Origin of the sequence: Paenibacillus sp. FSL K6-1566, from assembly GCF_038050475.1 — a bacterium.
In the GTDB taxonomy this organism is placed as follows: Bacteria; Bacillota; Bacilli; order Paenibacillales; family Paenibacillaceae; genus Paenibacillus_AQ; species Paenibacillus_AQ lactis.
Map to the genome: position 1 here is coordinate 2,457,268 of NZ_JBBOSR010000001.1, position 19,506 is coordinate 2,476,773.

24 protein-coding genes are annotated in these 19,506 nt (G+C 53.2%); 20 read left to right on the top strand and 4 right to left on the bottom strand.

What is annotated here, in order from left to right; genetic code table 11:
- Positions 1 to 20: 20 nt before the first annotated feature.
- Positions 21 to 233: a hypothetical protein gene (locus tag NST08_RS10590; RefSeq protein WP_028403676.1), complete on the top strand. Its 213-nt coding sequence runs from the start codon at positions 21 to 23 to the stop codon at positions 231 to 233.
- Positions 234 to 390: 157 nt separating this feature from the next.
- Here NST08_RS10590 and NST08_RS10595 read toward each other — a convergent pair whose 3' ends face one another.
- Positions 391 to 696, bottom strand: coding sequence for a DUF2627 domain-containing protein (locus NST08_RS10595; RefSeq protein ID WP_028403675.1), 306 nt, complete (start codon positions 694 to 696; stop codon positions 391 to 393).
- 158 nt (positions 697 to 854) lie between these two features.
- Here NST08_RS10595 and lpdA point away from each other — a divergent pair, with 158 nt between their 5' ends.
- The 5 genes from lpdA to lipB all read left to right on the top strand — a co-directional run bounded on the left by lpdA (position 855) and on the right by lipB (position 6,713).
- Positions 855 to 2,276, top strand: a complete 1,422-nt coding sequence (gene lpdA / locus NST08_RS10600; RefSeq protein ID WP_341341736.1) for a dihydrolipoyl dehydrogenase — start codon at positions 855 to 857, stop codon at positions 2,274 to 2,276.
- A gap of 173 nt (positions 2,277 to 2,449) precedes the next feature.
- Entirely contained in the window at positions 2,450 to 3,490 is a 1,041-nt protein-coding gene (locus NST08_RS10605; RefSeq protein WP_007129747.1) for a thiamine pyrophosphate-dependent dehydrogenase E1 component subunit alpha, read from the top strand.
- The gene (locus NST08_RS10610) at positions 3,481 to 4,467 is read left to right on the top strand and encodes an alpha-ketoacid dehydrogenase subunit beta (RefSeq protein WP_007129748.1); all 987 of its coding nucleotides are present in this window, start codon (positions 3,481 to 3,483) and stop codon (positions 4,465 to 4,467) included. The genes NST08_RS10605 and NST08_RS10610 overlap by 10 nt, the downstream gene beginning before the upstream one ends.
- Before the next feature lie 18 nt (positions 4,468 to 4,485).
- Positions 4,486 to 5,880 (top strand): dihydrolipoamide acetyltransferase family protein, encoded by a 1,395-nt coding sequence (locus tag NST08_RS10615; protein WP_007129749.1) that lies wholly within the window; start codon positions 4,486 to 4,488, stop codon positions 5,878 to 5,880.
- A 137-nt stretch (positions 5,881 to 6,017) separates the two neighbouring features.
- Positions 6,018 to 6,713 (top strand): lipoyl(octanoyl) transferase LipB, encoded by a 696-nt coding sequence (gene lipB / locus NST08_RS10620; RefSeq protein WP_007129750.1) that lies wholly within the window; start codon positions 6,018 to 6,020, stop codon positions 6,711 to 6,713.
- A gap of 8 nt (positions 6,714 to 6,721) precedes the next feature.
- Here lipB and prli42 read toward each other — a convergent pair whose 3' ends face one another.
- Entirely contained in the window at positions 6,722 to 6,823 is a 102-nt protein-coding gene (prli42, locus tag NST08_RS10625) for a stressosome-associated protein Prli42 (RefSeq protein ID WP_007129751.1), read from the bottom strand.
- 111 nt (positions 6,824 to 6,934) lie between these two features.
- Here prli42 and NST08_RS10630 point away from each other — a divergent pair, with 111 nt between their 5' ends.
- The gene (locus NST08_RS10630; RefSeq protein ID WP_341033860.1) at positions 6,935 to 8,062 is read left to right on the top strand and encodes a tripeptidase T; all 1,128 of its coding nucleotides are present in this window, start codon (positions 6,935 to 6,937) and stop codon (positions 8,060 to 8,062) included.
- A 144-nt stretch (positions 8,063 to 8,206) separates the two neighbouring features.
- Here the strand turns inward: NST08_RS10630 and NST08_RS10635 are convergent, their stop codons facing one another.
- Both NST08_RS10635 and mciZ read right to left on the bottom strand, forming a co-directional pair.
- Entirely contained in the window at positions 8,207 to 9,421 is a 1,215-nt protein-coding gene (locus NST08_RS10635; protein WP_341341737.1) for a tetratricopeptide repeat protein, read from the bottom strand.
- A gap of 97 nt (positions 9,422 to 9,518) precedes the next feature.
- On the bottom strand, positions 9,519 to 9,683 hold the full coding sequence (gene mciZ / locus NST08_RS10640; RefSeq protein ID WP_341341738.1) for a Z-ring formation inhibitor MciZ: 165 nt from the start codon (positions 9,681 to 9,683) through the stop codon (positions 9,519 to 9,521).
- Positions 9,684 to 9,778: 95 nt separating this feature from the next.
- Here mciZ and NST08_RS10645 point away from each other — a divergent pair, with 95 nt between their 5' ends.
- The 13 genes from NST08_RS10645 (at position 9,779) to NST08_RS10705 (ending at position 19,498) form a co-directional block, all read left to right on the top strand.
- The gene (locus NST08_RS10645) at positions 9,779 to 10,360 is read left to right on the top strand and encodes an NUDIX hydrolase (RefSeq protein ID WP_341341739.1); all 582 of its coding nucleotides are present in this window, start codon (positions 9,779 to 9,781) and stop codon (positions 10,358 to 10,360) included.
- 1 nt (position 10,361) lies between these two features.
- The gene (locus tag NST08_RS10650) at positions 10,362 to 11,582 is read left to right on the top strand and encodes an endonuclease Q family protein (RefSeq protein ID WP_341341740.1); all 1,221 of its coding nucleotides are present in this window, start codon (positions 10,362 to 10,364) and stop codon (positions 11,580 to 11,582) included.
- A 98-nt stretch (positions 11,583 to 11,680) separates the two neighbouring features.
- On the top strand, positions 11,681 to 12,304 hold the full coding sequence (gene spoIIM / locus NST08_RS10655) for a stage II sporulation protein M (protein WP_028403667.1): 624 nt from the start codon (positions 11,681 to 11,683) through the stop codon (positions 12,302 to 12,304).
- Between the two features lie 109 nt (positions 12,305 to 12,413).
- Positions 12,414 to 12,878, top strand: coding sequence for a ferric iron uptake transcriptional regulator (gene fur / locus NST08_RS10660; RefSeq protein ID WP_007129758.1), 465 nt, complete (start codon positions 12,414 to 12,416; stop codon positions 12,876 to 12,878).
- Between the two features lie 248 nt (positions 12,879 to 13,126).
- Complete coding sequence (locus tag NST08_RS10665) at positions 13,127 to 13,360, top strand: YqzK family protein (RefSeq protein ID WP_341033857.1); 234 nt, start codon at positions 13,127 to 13,129, stop codon at positions 13,358 to 13,360.
- A gap of 35 nt (positions 13,361 to 13,395) precedes the next feature.
- On the top strand, positions 13,396 to 14,280 hold the full coding sequence (locus NST08_RS10670; protein WP_340900937.1) for a site-specific tyrosine recombinase: 885 nt from the start codon (positions 13,396 to 13,398) through the stop codon (positions 14,278 to 14,280).
- Between the two features lie 66 nt (positions 14,281 to 14,346).
- A complete protein-coding gene (locus NST08_RS10675) occupies positions 14,347 to 15,171 on the top strand; it encodes a purine-nucleoside phosphorylase (protein ID WP_341033856.1) in 825 nt (274 codons plus the stop codon).
- A gap of 180 nt (positions 15,172 to 15,351) precedes the next feature.
- On the top strand, positions 15,352 to 16,539 hold the full coding sequence (locus NST08_RS10680; RefSeq protein WP_341033855.1) for a D-alanyl-D-alanine carboxypeptidase family protein: 1,188 nt from the start codon (positions 15,352 to 15,354) through the stop codon (positions 16,537 to 16,539).
- Positions 16,540 to 16,630: 91 nt separating this feature from the next.
- Positions 16,631 to 16,984 carry an anti-sigma F factor antagonist gene (gene spoIIAA, locus NST08_RS10685; RefSeq protein ID WP_007129763.1) on the top strand — a complete coding sequence of 118 codons (354 nt, stop codon included), beginning with the start codon at positions 16,631 to 16,633 and terminating at the stop codon, positions 16,982 to 16,984.
- Positions 16,981 to 17,439 carry an anti-sigma F factor gene (gene spoIIAB / locus NST08_RS10690; protein ID WP_007129764.1) on the top strand — a complete coding sequence of 153 codons (459 nt, stop codon included), beginning with the start codon at positions 16,981 to 16,983 and terminating at the stop codon, positions 17,437 to 17,439. Before spoIIAA ends, spoIIAB begins: the two co-directional genes overlap by 4 nt.
- Positions 17,440 to 17,450: 11 nt before the next feature.
- Positions 17,451 to 18,206: an RNA polymerase sporulation sigma factor SigF gene (gene sigF / locus NST08_RS10695; protein WP_007129765.1), complete on the top strand. Its 756-nt coding sequence runs from the start codon at positions 17,451 to 17,453 to the stop codon at positions 18,204 to 18,206.
- Positions 18,207 to 18,428: 222 nt separating this feature from the next.
- On the top strand, positions 18,429 to 19,073 hold the full coding sequence (locus NST08_RS10700; RefSeq protein ID WP_007129766.1) for a stage V sporulation protein AA: 645 nt from the start codon (positions 18,429 to 18,431) through the stop codon (positions 19,071 to 19,073).
- Positions 19,070 to 19,498 (top strand): stage V sporulation protein AB, encoded by a 429-nt coding sequence (locus NST08_RS10705; RefSeq protein ID WP_007129767.1) that lies wholly within the window; start codon positions 19,070 to 19,072, stop codon positions 19,496 to 19,498. The genes NST08_RS10700 and NST08_RS10705 overlap by 4 nt, the downstream gene beginning before the upstream one ends.
- Positions 19,499 to 19,506 lie beyond the last annotated feature (8 nt).

Sequence of the window (19,506 nt, forward strand, 5' to 3'; positions counted from 1 at the left end):
TCCAGAAAGGAAGAAACAGCATGAATGACAAAATCGAAGCTTTCAAGGCGCGAATCCAGCAGTTGACGGCTGACGGAAAATGCTCCCCCGAGGCTGCTAAGCTGATCGACGAAATGTACGCGGAGCTTGAGACGGCCTACAAGCAGAACCTGAACCTGAGGAAGACGGCGCTTAAGGCCGTATCGAAGCAGGAGAGAATGTCCAGCAAATTGAAGGATGCGCTAATGGAGTAGTTAGGTTCTGATTCTGTAATATGAACGTCAGTCCAAAAGGAATGAAGACTTCGATTCTCAAATGTTCATAATCGAAGTTGAACTAGCTAAAGGGGATGCCCGAAAGATCTGATAGATCTCAAGGACATCCCCTTTTCTCAGTGGATCATGCCTTCCGTCAGCTTCCGGATGAGGTTCCCGGCTTCGGTGCGGAACGCTTCTTCTTAAACCGGGGGCCGACATAATTCCGCTTACGGTCACGGAACAGAATCCAGCCGCCAAGAAAGCCGATGCCGATTACAAAGAGCGCAAGGCCGCCAAGAAATGGAAGCCAGCCGAAGGAGGGATCGGTCACGCGATCATCTCCATGGACGGCGATATATAGGAACACCGCATCTTTCATCATTAAGAAGCCTTTCATCGCCATAAAGCCGGGAACGACCAATATAAGAATGGCGATAAACCGGGAAATAATCATTTTCATAAGGAGATTCCTTCCTGAGACTGATGTAAAGTTCTATCGTTTATCATACCTTTTTCCATAGGAGATGTCTATTTGGTTTAGGTGTCTTTCGATTTTGTGTTCAGCTAAAAAGAGAGTACAATGAGAGAGAAACTGGACTTATGTTGGAGGTGCCGATTGTGGCAATTACATGTGATGTAGCGATACTTGGCGGGGGGACCGGAGGATATGTTGCAGCCATCCGGGCGGCCCAGCTTGGAAAAAATGTGGTCATCATTGAACAGGACAAGCTCGGAGGAACCTGCCTGCATCGCGGATGTATTCCGAGTAAAGCCTTGCTTCGGAGCGCCGAGCTATTTGCAGAGATGAAGGACAGCGAGCGTTACGGCATCGAGTCAGACGGCGTCCGTTTATCGTTTGGCAAAGTGCAGCAGCGTAAAGAAGGCATCGTTCATAAACTGTATCAAGGCGTTCAATATTTGATGCGGAAAAATAAAATTACCGTGGTCCAAGGAAAAGGGAGAGTCATCGGGCCTTCCATCTTCTCGCCGCGGAGCGGGGCTGTAGCTGTGGAGCTTCCGGACGGCGAGATGGAGACGGTCGTTCCAACCCATCTGATTATTGCTACCGGTTCCAGACCACGTCATCTGCCCGGGCTTGAGCCGGACGGCGTACATATCCTGACCAGCGACCATGCACTCCAGATGGAGGAGCTCCCTGAATCCATCATCATTGTCGGAGGCGGCGTTATCGGCGTGGAATGGGCCTCGATGCTGAATGATTTCGGCGTGAACGTCACCGTGGTCGAGGCGGCGACGCATCTTGTGCCAGCGGAGGATGAAGAGATCGGACGGGAGCTTAAGAAGCAGCTTGCCGGAAGGGGCGTCAACATCCTGACAGGCGCAAAGCTGCTGATCGAAACCTGCGAGGTTCAAGAAGGACGCGTTACGATTACTCTCGAGCATGACGGCGAGAGCAGGACGCTGACCGCTGACAAGCTTTTGATGTCCGTAGGAAGGGTTGGCAATACCGACCAGATCGGCCTGGAAAATACCGATGTCCGCGTGGAGAACGGAGTCATTGCCGTGAATGCGAACATGCAGACGACCGAACCGCATATTTATGCGATCGGCGACTGCATTGGCGGTCTACAGCTTGCACATGCCGCCAGCCATGAGGGGATCACGGCCGTGAATCATCTGGCAGGCGAGGCCCATATGACTTATCGCAAAGAGTGGATTCCGCGCTGCATTTATTCCCGTCCTGAGGCGGCCAGCGTTGGCCTTACGGAGAAGGAAGCCCGGGATCGCGGGCATGCGGTCAAGGTCGGCAAGTTTCCATTCTCCGCGATCGGCAAAGCGCTGGTCAACGGGACGCAGGAAGGCTTTGTAAAAGTGATCGCCGATCAGGAGACGCAGGATATTTTGGGCGTGCATATGATCGGTCCGCACGTTACGGAGCTGATCGGGGAAGCGGCACTTGCGCAGGTGCTGGATGCCACGCCTTGGGAAGTAGGAGCAGCGGTTCATGCGCACCCGTCGTTGTCGGAAATCATAGGCGAAGCGATGCTGGCCGTGGACGGAAAATCGATCGGTTTATAGGCCTAAAGGCATTCTTTGTGGAATCCCTCATTTCTTTTTGGTTAAAAAGGGATTATAATAACATTAAGCCAAGTCTTAGTACCAGGTTTTAATACTTGCTCTGATATGCTACTGTTGACGGTGCGACTGCACCGATCCTGGAGGGCGAGGCTCATGATAAAGGAGGGATCTCCATGAAAGAACAAGAAACGATGACTTCGAAGACCAATCGGCATGAACAGCTTGGGCTTACAGACGGACAGGTTCTGGACATGTACAAATATATGGTGCTGGCGCGCAAGTTCGATGAGCGCAACCTGCTGCTGCAGCGTGCCGGCAAAATTAATTTTCACGTATCCGGGATCGGACAGGAGGCTTGTCAGGTCGCTGCGGCTTTTGCCCTCGACCGGGAGAAGGATTATTTCCTGCCATACTACCGCGATTACGGATTTGTGATGGCTGTAGGCATGACACCGCGAGAGCTCATGCTGTCGGCATTTGCCAAGGCGGAGGATCCGAACAGCGGCGGCCGGCAAATGCCCGGGCATTTCGGGAGCAAGCGGCTGCGTATCGTGACAGGGTCCAGCCCGGTCACAACGCAGGTTCCGCATGCGGTAGGCATCGCGCTGGCTGCTAAGATGCAGAAGAAGGATTTTGTTACGTTTGTTACGTTTGGCGAAGGTTCGAGCAACCAGGGAGATTTCCATGAGGGCTGCAACTTTGCCGGCGTCCATAAGCTACCTGTTATTTTGATGTGCGAGAATAATCAGTACGCGATTTCGGTTCCGATTCACAAGCAGCTCAGCGGCAAAGTGAGCGACCGTGCGCTGGGATATGGTTTCCCGGGCATTCGGGTAGACGGCAATGATGCGCTAGCTGTATATGCAGCAGTTAAGGAAGCGCGTGAGCGGGCGATCCGCGGCGAAGGGCCGACACTGATCGAGTCGATGATGTATCGTCTGTCTCCGCATTCCACCTCCGATAACGATTTGGCTTATCGGACGAAAGAGGAAGTCGAAGAGAACTGGAAGAAAGACGGCGTGGTCCGGTTCAAGAATTATCTGATCGATTGCGGATTATGGGATGAAGCGCGGGATCAGGATCTTATTGCACAATTGAATCTGGAAATTAAAGAAGCGACCGAATCCGCAGACAATGCGCCATTCCCTAAGCCGGAAGATACGCTTCTTCACGTATATGCCAGTGATGAAGGAGGGGCTCAAGCATGGCGGTAATGGAGTATATTGATGCCATTCGACTTGCAATGAAGGAAGAGATGCAGCGGGATGAATCGGTATTCGTGCTGGGCGAGGACGTTGGCGTTAAGGGCGGCGTCTTCACCACAACGAAAGGCCTGATGGAACAGTTCGGAGAAATGCGCGTGATGGATACCCCGCTCTCGGAATCGGCGATCGCCGGCGTAGCCATCGGAGCCGCCATGTACGGCATGAAGCCGATCGCGGAGATGCAGTACTCGGATTTCATGCTTCCCGCGACCAACCAGATCATCAGTGAAGCAGCCAAAATCCGTTACCGCTCGAATAACGACTGGAGCTGTCCCGTGGTTATCCGGGCGCCGATCGGAGGAGGAATCTTCGGCGGCCTGTACCATTCCCAGTGTCCGGAATCGATATTCGTCGGGACACCGGGCCTTAAGATCGTCGCCCCTTTCTCGGCGTATGATGCGAAGGGATTGCTGAAGGCAGCGGTACGCGATCCGGATCCGGTCCTGTTCTTCGAGAATAAAAAGTGCTATAAGCTGATCAAGGGCGAGGTTCCGGATGACGATTACGTCGTACCGATCGGGAAGGCGAATCTGCTTCGGGAAGGGGCCGACATTACGGTGATCGGCTATAGTCAGCCGCTGCACTTCGTGATGCAGGCTGCCGAGGAGTTGGAGAAGGAAGAGGGCATCACCGCCCACGTGCTCGATTTGCGCACCTTGCAGCCGCTGGATCAGCAGGCGATTATGGATGCGGCCCGTCAGACGGGGAAAGTGCTGATCGTGCATGAGGACAACAAAACCGGCGGTGTTGGCGCTGAAGTAGCGGCGATCATTGCCGAGCACTGTCTGTACGATCTGGATGCGCCGATTATGCGTTTATGCGGTCCGGATGTGCCGGCGATGCCGATCAGTCCGCCGATGGAGAAGTTTTTTATGCTGAACAAAGATAAAGTCAAAGAATCCATGCGTCAGCTGGCGCTTTACTAAGAACAGGGAGTTGTGAGCATGTCCGATAATCAGAAATTAACCGATGTTGCGATGCCTCAGCTCGCGGAATCCCTAGTTTCCGCAACGATTGCCAAGTGGTTAAAGAAGCCGGGGGATCCGATCGAGCAGTATGAACCGATCTGCGAAGTCATCACGGATAAAGTGAATGCCGAGATTCCGTCGACGATGGATGGCGTGATGGGAGAATGGTTGGCACAGGAAGGCCAAACGGTGAACGTAGGTGAAGTTATTTGCCGGATCGCTACCGCGGCTGCTCCGGAGCGTACGCCATCCGCTCAGCCTTCGGGCTATCCCGCACAGGCTTCCCCAAGCCGTACGGTTTCGGCGGAAGGAGAATCCATGCGTCACCGGTACTCTCCTGCGGTTCAAAGCCTGGCGGCAGAGCACCAAATTGATTTAAACCAGGTACAAGGCACCGGAATGGGCGGCAGAATTACACGTAAAGACGTTCTGGCCTATATCGGGCAGGGACGACCGGCTGCTGCCGCAACCGCAGCTTCCGGCATGGTCTCGAATGAAGCCGAGACGGCGGCACAACGATCAGCTTCGCCGTTCGAAGGCATGCAGCGCCAGACGCCTGCCGCACCGACGCCGCCGCCCGGAACGCCCATCCCGGATGTGCGTCATTCCGGGCTTCACTTGACCGAAACGCCGAAGATCCCGACCATCGAAGTGGAAGGCATGGAAAACGGGCGCTCGGAATATTTTATTGATGTTACGCCGATTCGTAATGCGATTGCGAGAAATATGCGCCAAAGCGTCACCGAAATCCCGCATGCCTGGACCATGATCGAGGTGGATGTGACCAACGTCGTGCTGCTGCGGAACAAACTGAAGGATGAATTCAAACGGAAGGAAGGGGTCAATCTCACCTATCTGGCATTCCTGCTGAAGGCGGTTGTCAATGCGATCAAGGATTACCCGATCATGAATTCCTTCTGGGCTGTCGATAAAATCGTTGTCAAACGGGATATCAATCTGTCGCTGGCCGTAGGTACGGAGGATTCGGTGCTTACACCGGTTATCCAACGCGCTGACCAGAAGAATATCGCCGGCCTTGCCAGAGAGATCGACGAGCTTGCGCGCAAGACCCGCGAAGGCAAGCTGACTCTCGATGACATGCAGGGCGGTACCTTTACGGTAAACAATACGGGCTCCTTCGGCTCCATCCTTTCTTACCCGATTATTAACTATCCGCAGGCAGCGATCCTGACGTTCGAATCGATCGTGAAGAAACCGGTCGTGATCAATGATATGATCGCAGTCCGTTCCATGGCGAACCTGTGTCTGTCATTGGATCACCGCATTTTGGACGGCGTCATCTGCGGCCGGTTCCTGCAGCGGGTTAAGGACAACCTGGAGAGCTTCAGCCTGGATACGAAGCTGTACTGAGTTGGAACAATTCTTGGTGGTAACATCTGTAAATCGACTAAGCAACACCTGTAAACGCCCGTGCATATGCTCACGGGCTGTTGTGATCATGGCATTCATTCGGATATTGGACCCCAGTGGAGAGAAGGGTGAGCACAATGACGAAACCGTTAAATGTCTCGTACACGCCGATGCTCGATTACGGCATGGCCTGGGAGCTGCAAAAGCTCCATGTAGCGGAAATCGACAAAGGGGAGCGTCACGAAAGCCTGATGCTCCTCCAACATCCGCCTACCTATACGATAGGCTCGCAGCGTCATCCGGAGCATTTGCTGCTCAGCAAGGAAGAGCTGGAGAAGAAGGGCATTGGCCTGTTCGAGATCGATCGTGGCGGGGATATTACATATCATGGACCCGGACAGCTGGTCGGGTATCCGCTCTTAGTGCTTGAAGGCGGCAAGGGGCTGGATTTGCACGGATTCCTCCGCAGCGTGGAGCAGGTCATTATCGATTATTTGGCCGCGCACCAAATCGAAGCAGGCCGCAAGCCGGAGTATACGGGCGTGTGGGTCGGCGACCGCAAAATATGCGCGATCGGCGTGAAATTCAACAAGCGCCGGCATGACCGGGGATTTGTCACGAGCCACGGCTTCGCTTTTAACATTAAAGCGGGCATCGCCGAATCCGGCTTCACGGGAATCATTCCGTGCGGGATTCAGGAATATGGCGTGACATCGCTGGAGGATTGCACCGGCCGCACCTTCGAAGTCGAGGAAGTAGCGCGGGAGATCGTGCCCTACTTCACCAAGGTATTTTCCTATAAGGCGCATTGGCCGGATAAAGTCTGGACATAAGCTGTCGCTTAACGTAAAAGAAGGGGCTCCAGGACAATAAGCAGCGTGGATCCGATCATGGCGATCAGCATGAGATAGATAAAAACTCGAAACCATTTTTTACGTTGCATGGTGCAGCTCCTTTGAAAAAGTTTAATGATGTACATCATTATAGCAGCATTTATTCCGTTTGGAAGGCTATAAGTCCATTGTATCGTAACTGCGAAAGAGAGGGAAGTCCAGTGATCTCAAGAGAACGAATCATTCAAGAGTTTATGGAACTGGTTCAGGTGGACAGCGAAACGAAGCATGAAGAGGCGATATCCGGCGTATTAAAGGAAAAGTTCGGAAGCCTTGGCCTCGAGGTCGTCGAAGACGACGCAAAGGATAAGACCGGGCACGGAGCAGGCAACCTCATCATAACCTGGAAGGCGGAAGGCGCGGAGAAAGCGCCGAAGGTACTGTTTACCTGCCATATGGATACCGTTACACCCGGCCGGGGAATTAAGCCGACGCTCGGGGAAGACGGCTGGATTCGCAGTGACGGGACGACGATTCTCGGCGCGGACGATAAGGCCGGAATCGCCGCTTTACTCGAAGGGATCCGGGTGATCCAGGAGAACAAGATTCCGCATGGCCAGATTCAATTCGTCATCACCGTCGGCGAGGAATCCGGTTTGGTCGGCGCTCGTGCGCTCGATCCGAAATACCTGGAAGCAGAGATGGGGTTTGCGCTCGATTCAAACGGAGAGCTGGGTTCCATCGTCGTTGCCGCTCCGACCCAAGCAAAGATCAAGATGATTATTAAGGGGAAATCGGCGCATGCCGGCGTGAATCCGGAGGATGGCATCAGTGCCATCCAAGTCGCCTCCAAAGCGATATCCAAAATGAAGCTCGGGCGCATCGATAAAGAAACGACAGCGAACATCGGCAAATTCCAAGGCGGCGGAGCTACCAACATCGTGTGCGATTACGTGGAGATCGACGCCGAAGCGAGAAGCATCGTGCAGGAGAAGGTGGATAAGCAAGTTGGCGATATGCGCGAAGCGCTTGAAACCACGGTTCGGGAGTACAATGCAAATTGCGAGTTTATTAGCGAGATTGTGTATCCCGCATATAGCTTTAATGAGCATGATGCAGTCGTGCAGCTTGCGCAGCGGGCGATCCGCGGGCTTGGCATGCAGGCGGATACCTTTACGTCCGGAGGAGGCAGTGATGCCAACATCTTCAACGGACTCGGCATTCCGACCGTAAATCTGGCGATCGGGTATCGCGACATTCATACAACCAAGGAACGGATTAAGGCCGAGGACTTGGAAAAAGCCGCACAGATCGTTGTGGCCATCGTGCAAGAAACAGCAAAATCCTAATACCAATAAAGTCCGCAGCGGGCATCACCCGCTGCGGACTTTTTATAATGCTCTCATCGCCTCGACTCAAGGAGCGTGGAGCGTTTTTATATTTCAGAGCTTCTTTCGAGCGAAGGAAGTCTTTACATGGTCTTTACATGAGCGCTAATTGACCAGCGAGCGTTCAGTCTCAAAGGGGTCGTTCCGTTGCTGTGCCGGGGACCAGGACGTGTGCCACCCCGTGCTCTCGACCACGTGCAGGGCCGCATTAATTTTGCCCAGATATGCCTCGATTTCTGTTCTGGCTTCAGCCGAAGCATACACTCTTTCCAGCCTTCCGGAGAGCGAGATCAGGGTGGACTGCAAATAACAGGCCGCTTCGCCGAATCTTGCCGCAGTATATGAGGGCCGATGGCTGCGAAGCTGCGCGAATAACTTCGCGGACTCTTCATAGGAGCCTTGGTCGTACAGACGCTCGGCAGCTACAAAAATCAGATCGGTGCTGTACAGGCCCGGGTCCTGCAGGGGCAGTTCTTCGAGCGCATGGATTTTTGCCGCTGCAAGCGACTTATATCCTTCCTGATATAATAGGCAAATCAGTGCATAATAAGCATGGTCGCCATATTCAGCCAGCAATTCCTCGGCCGCATCGATCATGCCGAGCGATACCGCGATGTCAGCCCATTCGATTCGCTCGGTCAAGCTGAGACTGGCTTCCAGCTGCGTACGCTTCAGCTTCCGTTCACAGAGAAGCTGAATGATCCGATGCTTGCTCTTCCGGTCCGTAAGCTCATTCAGCCCTTCCCCGCGACCCGCCTGGTTGCCTTGGTTCATAAGCTGCAGCGCTTCGGGGATCCGGTCGCTCCGGATCAGGCTGCATATGTACATATGCCATTGTTCATGGGTTAAACGGTCAAGGCGAGAGAGACATTCTGCGGCAATCGAATAGGAGCCGATATAATATAGCGCCTTGCCCAGCATTGCTTCCGAATTCGTGCAGCCTCCTGCTTCCCGCGCAAGGGAAGCGTAAATATCGGGATCTGCCGTTCCCTGCGTATGGAGGAGGGCAGCCCACTGGTTCAAGGCCTCCTGTGCATATGCTCCCTTCTTCGATAGAACGGTCCGAAATGCATTCTCCGCATCTTGGAAAGAACGAAGACGCATGCTTAATAGACCATACTCAAGCCAGATCAGATCCGAATCTTTCCATTCGGTCTGGGCCCCTTGGTCTCTATTCAATGGAGAGGATAGCGCCGCTTCCCTGAAGCTCACAAGCGCTTCCTCAAGATATCCGCGTCTTTCGTACCACTTCCCGCGTTCATAGATCGTTGAAGGCGGGCTTGTAATTGGTTCGGTTTCAATAAATGGTATATGTCGCATGTCGAAGCCTCCCAATGTAATAACACAGGTTCCGGTGTGAAAGTCATGGTCGAAATTCGAAAAAAAGAGAAAAAAGTCGAAAAAAGAGTCTAAAGTCCTAGTAATGCCGGGCGCTTGCGTGTTTATTCAATCTCTTGGCGGTAATAATATCCATGATGGTTGCCTCTGGCCCCCATTGATTCTGCCATTGCTTGAGCATAATGCGGATCTGCCAGGCTCGTCCCACCATATGAATCGAATGCTCCCCTTGATAGCCCTTCATCACGCGTTCCTTCTTTCTCGGAAATTTTGATATAATACACCTTATGCAATAGCATGGGCAGTCATGCCGTTTTTAAACTTAAGGAGGCTAAATCTATGAACGTGACCGGCAGCAGCAACCGCGAAGCTTCAAATAAAATGCTGGAAGAAACGACAATATCGACGCAGCCTGTATTCGACGGGAAGATCATTTCCCTTCAGGTGGATACCGTCCGCCTTCCGGACGGGCAGACAGCAACGCGGGAAGTCGTAAGGCATCCTGGTGCCGTAGCGGTCCTTGCGTTAAAAGGGGATAAAATGCTGGTCGTCGACCAGTTCAGGCAGCCGCTGGGGCGCTGCGAGGTGGAGATTCCCGCCGGCAAGCTGGAGCGCGGCGAGGAGCCGATGGAAGCTGCAAAGCGGGAGCTGCAGGAGGAGACGGGCTATGCATGCGGTTCGATTCGCAAGCTGCACTCCTTTTACACGTCCCCGGGCTTTGCCGACGAAATCATTCATCTCTATCTGGCCGAAGATCTTGTGAGTGGAGCCATGAACCCGGATGAGGATGAATTTCTCCAATTGATGGAAGTCACGCTGGAGGAAGCCTATGATCTTATAAGAGAAGAAAGAATCAGCGATGCCAAAACGATTCTGGCGGTGTATGCATGGAAAATGTATACGATGACGGGAACGATCTGACATGAGTTCGGGTAAGAAGCTTGACTTCCAGCAGGACCTGCACAGCTACTATTGCGATATGCATATTCATATCGGCCGAACGGACAGCGGACAAGCTGTCAAAATTAGCGCAAGCAACAACCTGACGTTCGAGAACATTGCGGCGGAAGCCTCCGAACGGAAAGGCATCCGGATGATCGGCATTATCGACTGCCACTCTCCTTCCGTGCAGGACGATATCACCCGCTGCCTGGACAGCGGAGTCATGGAAGAAATCGAGGGCGGGGGCATCGCCTACCGGGATACGGTCATTCTTCTCGGCAGCGAGATCGAAATACGGGAGCCGGGCCTGGGAGCGGCGCATGTGCTTGCGTATTTTCCGGATTTGGGCACCATGCGCGAGTTCACGGACTGGATGTCCCGCTATATGAAAAATGTCCAGCTTAGCTCGCAGCGAATCTATGTGTCTCCGCGGGAGCTGCAGCAGGAAATCATCGGCCGCGGCGGCCTGCTCATTCCCGCGCATGTATTTACGCCTCATAAAGGGCTGTACGGCAGCATGGCGGATCGGATGAGCGATGTGTTTGATCTTGACGGGATTGCAGGCATCGAGCTTGGTCTCAGCGCCGATTCCTCGATGGCGGGATTGATCAGCGAGCTCGACCGCTACACCTTTCTGACCAATTCGGACGCGCATTCGCTGGGGAAGATCGGAAGGGAATACAACCGGATTGATTTGGCCGGCCCATCGTTCGAGGAATTCAAAATGGCGCTTCAGATGAAGGAAGGGCGGAGGGTGTCGGCGAACTACGGCCTGAACCCGAAGCTGGGGAAATACCATCGGACCTATTGCGGCGGATGCGAGAGCATCCTCGATCAGGAGCACTTAGCTGCCGAATCCGGGCCGCCAAGATGCCCGTACTGCGGCAGCACCAAGCTCATCCAGGGCGTCCTTGACCGGATCCTTGATATTGCAGACCGGGAGGATCCGCGCATACCGCCGACCCGGCCGCCATACCATTATCAGGTTCCGCTTGAGTTCATCCCCGGCCTCGGCAAATCGGCTATGGGGAAGCTGCTGGCCGCCTTCGGGACCGAAATGGCGATTCTTCATCAAGCCACCGAAACGGAGCTTGCGGAGGTCGCCGGGGAGATGCTTGCAGCCAGCATTGTCAAGGCAAGAAACGGAACGCTGGCCCTGTCCTCGGGCGGTGGAGGCACCTATGGCAAGGTGATGAAGTAAGGACACGCCGAGGTCCGTCCCCGGAACCTTTCTTCCAGTCATAGAATTCGAGAGGGGATCATAGAGTAGAGTAGAGACAGGAAAGGAGACTCTATTCTATGCAATCATTCCGCCAGACGTTAAAGGATCAGACACCGCTCTATGTATTTGTTGCTGTCTTGTTTCTGGTCGGCGTGCTCTTCGGGGCGCTGATGGTCAATGCGCTGTCGTTGGAGCAGCAGCAGGACATGGCCAGGCACTTGAACCATTTTTTCATTAACGTGCAGGACAGCAACGAAACCATGATGCAGTCCTCCTACTGGAGCATAGCGGGTCTTCATCTGAAATGGATCGGACTAATATGGATTTTAGGCTTGTCGGTGATCGGCCTGCCGGGCATTCTCATTTTGGATTTTTTGAAGGGAGTGCTGATCGGCTTTACCGTCGGATACTTGGTTGGGCAATACTCGTGGACCGGTCTGCTATTCGCACTGGTATCCATCGCGCCGCAAAACCTGGTCATTATCCCGATGCTGATGATGTGCAGCGTTGCAGCCATCTCGTTCTCCCTATATATCATCAGAAATCGATTTTTGATGCATCGCGGAGGCAGCATGGTACGGCCGCTGACATCCTATGCACTGATAACGCTCTGCATGGTGGTTCTGGCGCTGTGCATTTCGTCCTTTGAGACGTGGGTAACGCCGGCGATGATGCAGTGGGTAACCCCGATGCTGCTGTAATGCCGCGTGTTTTAGCGGAGAGTAAAAGCGTTTGACTTTGTTTGTCAAATCCCCCTATAATGAAGGAAGTGACAATGACGTGCAGTGATTTCCAAGGGGGAGGGAAACGATGGAAGCGCGGATCGACAAAATTAAGCAGCAGCTGCAATCCCAAGGTTACAAATTAACGCCCCAGCGGGAAGCCACGGTTAGCGTGTTGTTGGAGAATGAAGACGACCACCTTAGCGCAGAAGATGTATTTATGCTCGTGAAAGAGAAAGCTCCGGAGATCGGTCTGGCAACCGTATACCGTACCCTGGAGCTGCTGAGTGAGCTTCATGTCGTAGAGAAGATCAATTTCGGCGATGGTGTCGCAAGATACGACCTTCGAACAGATACTTCGAAACATCATCACCATCATCTAATATGCACTCAATGTGGAAGCATGGATGAAATACGCGAGGATTGGCTCGGTCCCTTAGAGGAACGACTGGAGCGCGAATTCAATTTCACCGTGCACGACCATCGGCTTGATTTCCACGGCATATGCTACCGTTGCAAGGAGAAGGGCAAGAACGACCCTGATAAATCTTAACTTATAACCAACATCATATGGCGTGGTGATTCATCACGGCAAAGCCCTCTTTAACGCATACAGCCGGGAGGGCTTTTCATTTGGGTAGGAAATGGACATGAGTACATACTCGATTCAGGCGGGAATCGTGCCGAATTGCGCTTTGCCCCTTATCGGATGCCGGTATATATGCCGGCCCGGTATCATAGTCTTAATGTGACGAGCTTTCGGGCTCAAGCGTACAAAGAACACAAGGGGGACGCATGATCATGATTATATCGATCCGCAAAATCGCCGCATGGATCCGCTTCATTTCCATGTTCGCCCTGTTAACGATGTTTTTCTATTATATCCTTGGATGGGTGGGAGACTGGTTAACCCCATCCGACCCTTACCGTACGCCGTCCGGTCATGCCGTAAAGGCATTTCAGCCGGAGAGCACGTTAGATGCTAGATATTCGCCGATGGAACGTCTCCGTTTATATTACTGGTATGGCGAGTAGATGTTCCAAAGGGCATGCAGGGTCAGGTGGAAACGATGCTTCAATATGTAGATGAATACTTAGAATATTTGGAAGAGTCAAAACGATTGTCGCCGCGAACGATTGAGTCGTACCGGACGGACATCACCAGCTTTATCGCGTTTGCGGCCGAGAGGGACGTCACGGAACCAGGGGATGTTAATCGTGCGCTGCTCGGAATATACCTTGGCCGAATGCGCCAGCAGGGGAGGGCGGCTTCGACCCAGCTGCGCTGCATCGCGTCGCTCCGGTCTTTTTTTCAGTATTTGGTCCGCCGGGCCGTCATCATCCAGGATCCCACCTTGCTGCTGGAATCGCCCAAGCCGGAGCGCAGGCCTCCTAAGGCTCTTGAGGAGCAGCAGGTAGACAAGCTGCTGGCGGCTCCGGATTGCGATTCTCCGCAAGGGGCAAGGGACAAGGCGATGCTCGAGCTTCTCTATGCCTCCGGAATTAAGGTTTCGGAGCTAGTGTCGCTGAGCCTGGCCGACGTGGATCTACGGATGCGATTTTTGCGCTGCGCGGCAGGTGAGGGTAAGGAACGGATCCTGCCGATCACAAGAACCGCTGCCCGGCATGTGGAGTTTTATGTCCATGAAATGAGGGACAAGCTGCTCAAGGATGATGGGGAAGACGGACTGTTCCTGAATACGCAGGGCAAACGGCTGTCGAGGCAGGGCTTTTGGAAAATTATCAAGAAATACGGCAAGTCGGCCGGTATCGAGGAAGAGATCACGCCTCACACGCTCCGGCATTCCTTTGCGGTCCATTTGCTGCAGAACGGAGCTGACCTGCGCTCGGTACAGGAAATGCTTGGGCATTCGGCACTTTCCACGACGGGCATGTACCAATCGGCCAAGAAGAGCATGAAGGAAGTGTACGACCACTTTCATCCCAGGGCTTGAATATAGACAGCTTTGCATATGAACTGCAAATCATAATCGATAACCATACAGTTAGGAGAGAACGAGATGAGTTCAGTAAACCAAGCAAGCATTAAAGAAGCGGCGGAATATATCCGCCGGCAGCATGACGTCAAGCCCGAGGTAGGTCTCATCCTGGGTTCGGGTCTTGGCGTCCTGGCGGATCTGATGGAGAATGCGGTATCGATCAACTATCAAGACATCCCGCATTTTCCGGTATCGACGGTTGAAGGTCATGAAGGCGAGCTGCTGCTGGGAACGATTCACGGCCGAAGCGTCGTGCTGATGAAGGGCCGGTTTCACATGTATGAGGGCTACGGCCCCGAGCTGACTGCCTTTCCTGTCCGGGTCATGAAGGAACTTGGGGTGCAGAGCCTGCTTGTCACCAATGCGGCCGGCGGCATCAACACGTCCTTCGAGCCGGGAGATCTCATGCTGATCTCGGATCATCTGAATATGACGGGAAAAAATCCACTGATCGGACCTAATGATCCGGCGCTGGGCGTCCGGTTCCCGGATATGTCCGAGGCATACAGCCGCAGACTGCGGCAGCTGGCGAAGGAAATTGCCGTGAGCCAGAGCGTTGTCCTCAGAGAAGGGGTTTACGCCGGCTTGCTGGGTCCAACCTATGAAACGCCGGCCGAAATCCGGATGCTGCGTACCCTTGGCGCCGACGCGGTTGGCATGTCAACCGTTTCCGAAGTGATCGTAGCAAGACATGCCGGACTAGAGGTGCTTGGCATTTCCTGTATCAGTAACATGGCAGCGGGAATTTTGGATCAGCCGCTTTCCCATGACGAGGTAATGGAGACCACGGAGAAGGTACGAGAGAAGTTTCTCGGTTTGGTCATGGCGATTATCCCGAAAATGTAATCCATCTTACGGAAGAACAGAAGACCTGTACTTGCGAGGCGAATAACGCTGTCGTTTAGTACGGGTCTTTTTTTGCATCCAGCCTAAATACTGGAATAATTTGTTTCCAACCTGACGACAATGGTTAGAGAGACCCGTATACGTACGGGATGCCATTACGAGTGTCAGGAGGGGACGGAATTGAAAAAAGCGTTAATCGCTGGACTGTTTGCTTTCATTGTTGGATGGTCCAGTGCGGCAGTTCCAAGCTATGCCGAGGAAAACAGTAATACCGGCGGATCATCCCAAGGGGAGCTGGCGCCTAGTGCCCGTTCCGCCATCTTGCTTGATGCGGATACCGGAACCATCATTTACGAAAAAAACAGCCATGATAAGCTGCCTCCGGCCAGCATCACAAAAATTATGACGATGCTGCTGACGATGGAGGCGATCGACGAAGGACGTTTGAAGTTAACCGATAAGGTTCGCACCAGCGAGTATGCCGCTTCGATGGGGGGATCCCAAATCTTCCTCGAGCCCGGGGAAGAAATGACCGTCGAAGAAATGCTCAAGGGGATCGCTATGGCATCCGGCAACGACGCTTCCGTTGCGATGGCAGAGAAGATTGCAGGCACGGAGGAAGCCTTTGTCAAGCTGATGAACGAGAAAGCGGCGGAGCTCGGGATGAAGGATACGCATTTCGTCAATTGCAACGGATTGCCGGCAGACAACCATTATACTTCGGCGCATGACATCGCCCTGATGAGCCGCGAGCTGCTGAAATACGAGGGAATCACGAAGTATACCGGCGCCTATCAGGATTATTTGCGAAAGGATACGCCAAAGCCGTTCTGGCTGGTCAATACGAACAAGCTGGTCCGTTTTTACACGGGGGCGGACGGTTTGAAAACCGGCTATACCTCGGAGGCCAAATTTTGCTTGTCGGCAACGGCCAAGCGGGACGGATTGCGCACGATCGCGGTGGTGATGGGAGCTCCGGATACGAAGACGCGCAACAATGAAGTGTCCCGGTTATTCGATTATGCCTTCTCCCAATATGCGATGCATTCCATTTATAAGCCGGGTGAAGTGCTCGGGGTCCTGAAGGTGCAGAAGGGCAGCGTGCCGGAGATTACCATTCAGGCCGACAAAGAGTACAACGTGCTGGTCAAAAAGAATGCGAAAACCGAGGATATCCGGCATGAGCTTCAATGGACCGAAGGTCTGAAGGCTCCGGTTGCCGCCGGGCAAGTGATCGGAAAGCTGTCGGTTTACCAAGGGGACGCGCTGGTGAAGGAATTTGAACTGACGTCACCGGTCGAGGTGAAGAAAGCCGGATTCTGGAAGCTTTTTAAACGGACGACAGGCAAGTTGTTTCATGTAGATTGATAGGAGTTTTCTTCTAGTTTTGTCGGGGAGCAGGAAAGTCTTTTTCCATTGTAGAAATCTTTGTTCATGTCAGGGAGGAGAGTGAGCAAACATGAATCTGCATGTTGATATGGAGCATCACAGGCATGTGCTGATCGTTCGTTTGTCCGGGGAACTCGACCATCATACGGCCGATTCGGTTCGTCTTCAGCTGGATGAAGCCATCCAGCGGCGGCAAACGGAGCACTTGGTGCTAAGCTTGAAGGATCTGGAGTTTATGGACAGCTCGGGTCTTGGCGTCATTCTGGGACGCTATAAATTCATCAAGCAAAAAGGCGGCAAGATGGCGGTCTGCGACGTCAAACCGCAGGTTTATCGTCTGCTTGAAATGTCGGGCTTGTTCAAGATCATGCCGATCTATGAGAACGAGGGTACGGCGCTCTCGGGTTTGGAGGTAGTGTCATGAGTGAAGGTAAGTCGCAGCATAATTTTATGACTCTGCAGTTTGCCGCCAAGTCGGAAAACGAATCCTTTGCCCGTGTTGCCGTGGCAGCGTTCATATCCCAGCTGGATCCGACGATGGATGAGCTGAGCGACCTGAAGACGGTCGTATCCGAAGCGGTGACCAACTGCATCATTCACGGATATGACAGCAATCCGGAGGGGATCGTGAAGATCGAAGCTTCGATTGACGGAGATATCATCACCCTCTGTATTGAAGATGACGGCAGAGGCATCGAGGATCTGGAAATGGCCAAGCAGCCGCTGTACACGTCCAAGCCTGAGCTGGAGCGATCCGGTATGGGGTTCACGATTATGGAGAACTTCATGGATGAATTTGAAGTGGTCAGCCAGCCGGGCAGCGGCACCTCGATCAAAATGAAAAAGAGGATCGAATCTAAGAAAGCTTTATATAATTAGGGGTTGGACAAATGGATGCCGATGTGAAAAAAACTTCGCAGACTTATTTGGACGACGCGGAGGTCAAACGACTCATTGCACTCAGCCAAAACGGGGATCATGTTGCCCGGGATACGCTTGTCAATTGTAATATTCGGCTTGTCTGGTCTGTCGTTCAGCGGTTTATGAACCGGGGGTATGAGCCGGATGATCTTTTTCAAATCGGCTGTATCGGTCTCCTGAAGTCCGTGGACAAGTTCGATCTCAGTTATGACGTAAAGTTCTCTACCTATGCCGTGCCGATGATTATCGGGGAGATTCAGCGCTTCCTGCGGGATGACGGGACCTTGAAGGTCAGCCGCTCCCTCAAGGAAATGGCCAATAAAGTCAGGAAGAAGCGGGACGAGCTGTCCAAGCAGCTCGACCGTCTGCCGACGGTGAAGGAGGTTGCCGAGGAGCTGGGGGTAACGCCGGAGGACGTGGTGTTTGCCCAGGAAGCCAACAAGCCGCCGACCTCCATTCATGAAACGGTATTCGAGAATGACGGGGATCCGATTACGCTGATGGATCAGATAGCCGATGATTCGCAGGAGCGCTGGTTCGACAAGCTGGCTTTGAATGAAGCGATCGGAAGCTTGACCGAACGGGAACGCCTTATCGTTTATTTGCGGTATTACCGGGATCAGACGCAATCGGAAGTGGCCAGCCGGCTCGGGATTTCCCAGGTACAGGTGTCGAGGCTGGAGAAAAAAATACTGCAGAGCATTCGGAATGAAATCGCGCAGTAGCGCAATTGCCGATTCCGGTATGCTGTGTGCTCGATACGAGCGCCTCTTTCGAAATGGAGAGGCGCTTTTTCGTGCTCGCGAAGAGGTATAGGCTATGCTCCTTTCTTTGTGAATGCAGCATTATTGGATCATTTGAGGGCGCAGTCTTTTTGGAGAAATGGAGTAGAATCCACAGCGATTTCCCATACTAACGGTAATTTAGCAGTAAAGGAGTGTTTTTGGATGAAGGTCAATCCCACTCCGACGGTGTTTCTGCAGCTGCGAAGCCGCATACGTATTCCGAAAGACCAAACCGTCAAGCTTGGCGATGTCGCTTTCATCGTCTGCGATCCGGAATGGGAAGAACGGCTTGCCGCCCTTCCCCTCGTGCAGCCGAAGGACATGGACGGCAATCGGATGGTGATGGACTTGATCCAGATCATACCGAGGATCCGGCAGCTCATTCCGGACGTGCATATCGAGCCGATGGGCAACCACCATACGCTACTCGAGCTCACCGGACCGGAGAGCAGAAGCTCCAGGCTGTGGTTCCCGCTCGTTTGGCTGCTGCTGTTTTTTGGGTCGGCGCTTACGATTATGAATTTCCATGCGGACGTCAATATGCTCGAGGTGCAGATCCGAATAGTCGAGATGGTAACGGGAGAAAGGGATGAGCATCCTTACCTGTTCCAAATTGCCTATTCCCTTGGTCTTGGGTTCGGCATGACGGTATTCTTCAATCATTTGTTCAAGAAAAAGTGGAACGAGGAGCCGACACCGCTGGAAGTCGAAATGTATCTGTATCAGGAAAACCTGGACCAGTATGTCGTGGCCGAAGAGTATCGGAAAATGAATAAGGCGGCAGAAGGGCGCGGGAATGAATCATGATGACCTCGATGCTCCAGGGAATATTTACGTGCGTGCTTGGCGTGGCAGGGGGGATCGCGGTCGGAGGCGGAGTCATTGCCCTGATCATCGTGCTCGATATCATCCCGCGGCTGTCCCAGTTAACCTCGACCTATCACCGGGTCCATTGGTATGAGGGAGCGCTGATTTCCGGCTCCTTTATCGGCACGCTTGCGGACTTCTGGCATTGGTCGGTTCCGCTCGGGCCGGTTGTGAGCACGATCATCGGGCTGATGTGCGGCATCTTCATCGGCATGCTGGCAGCAGCACTGACGGAAGTATTGAATGTTCTGCCAATTTTGGCGAAGCGGCTTCGTTTAACCGGTTATTTATTCGGGCTGCTGATGGCGATGGTTGCCGGAAAGGTCGCCGGCTCGCTGTTCGATTGGCTTATATACAATCAATGATAGTTACT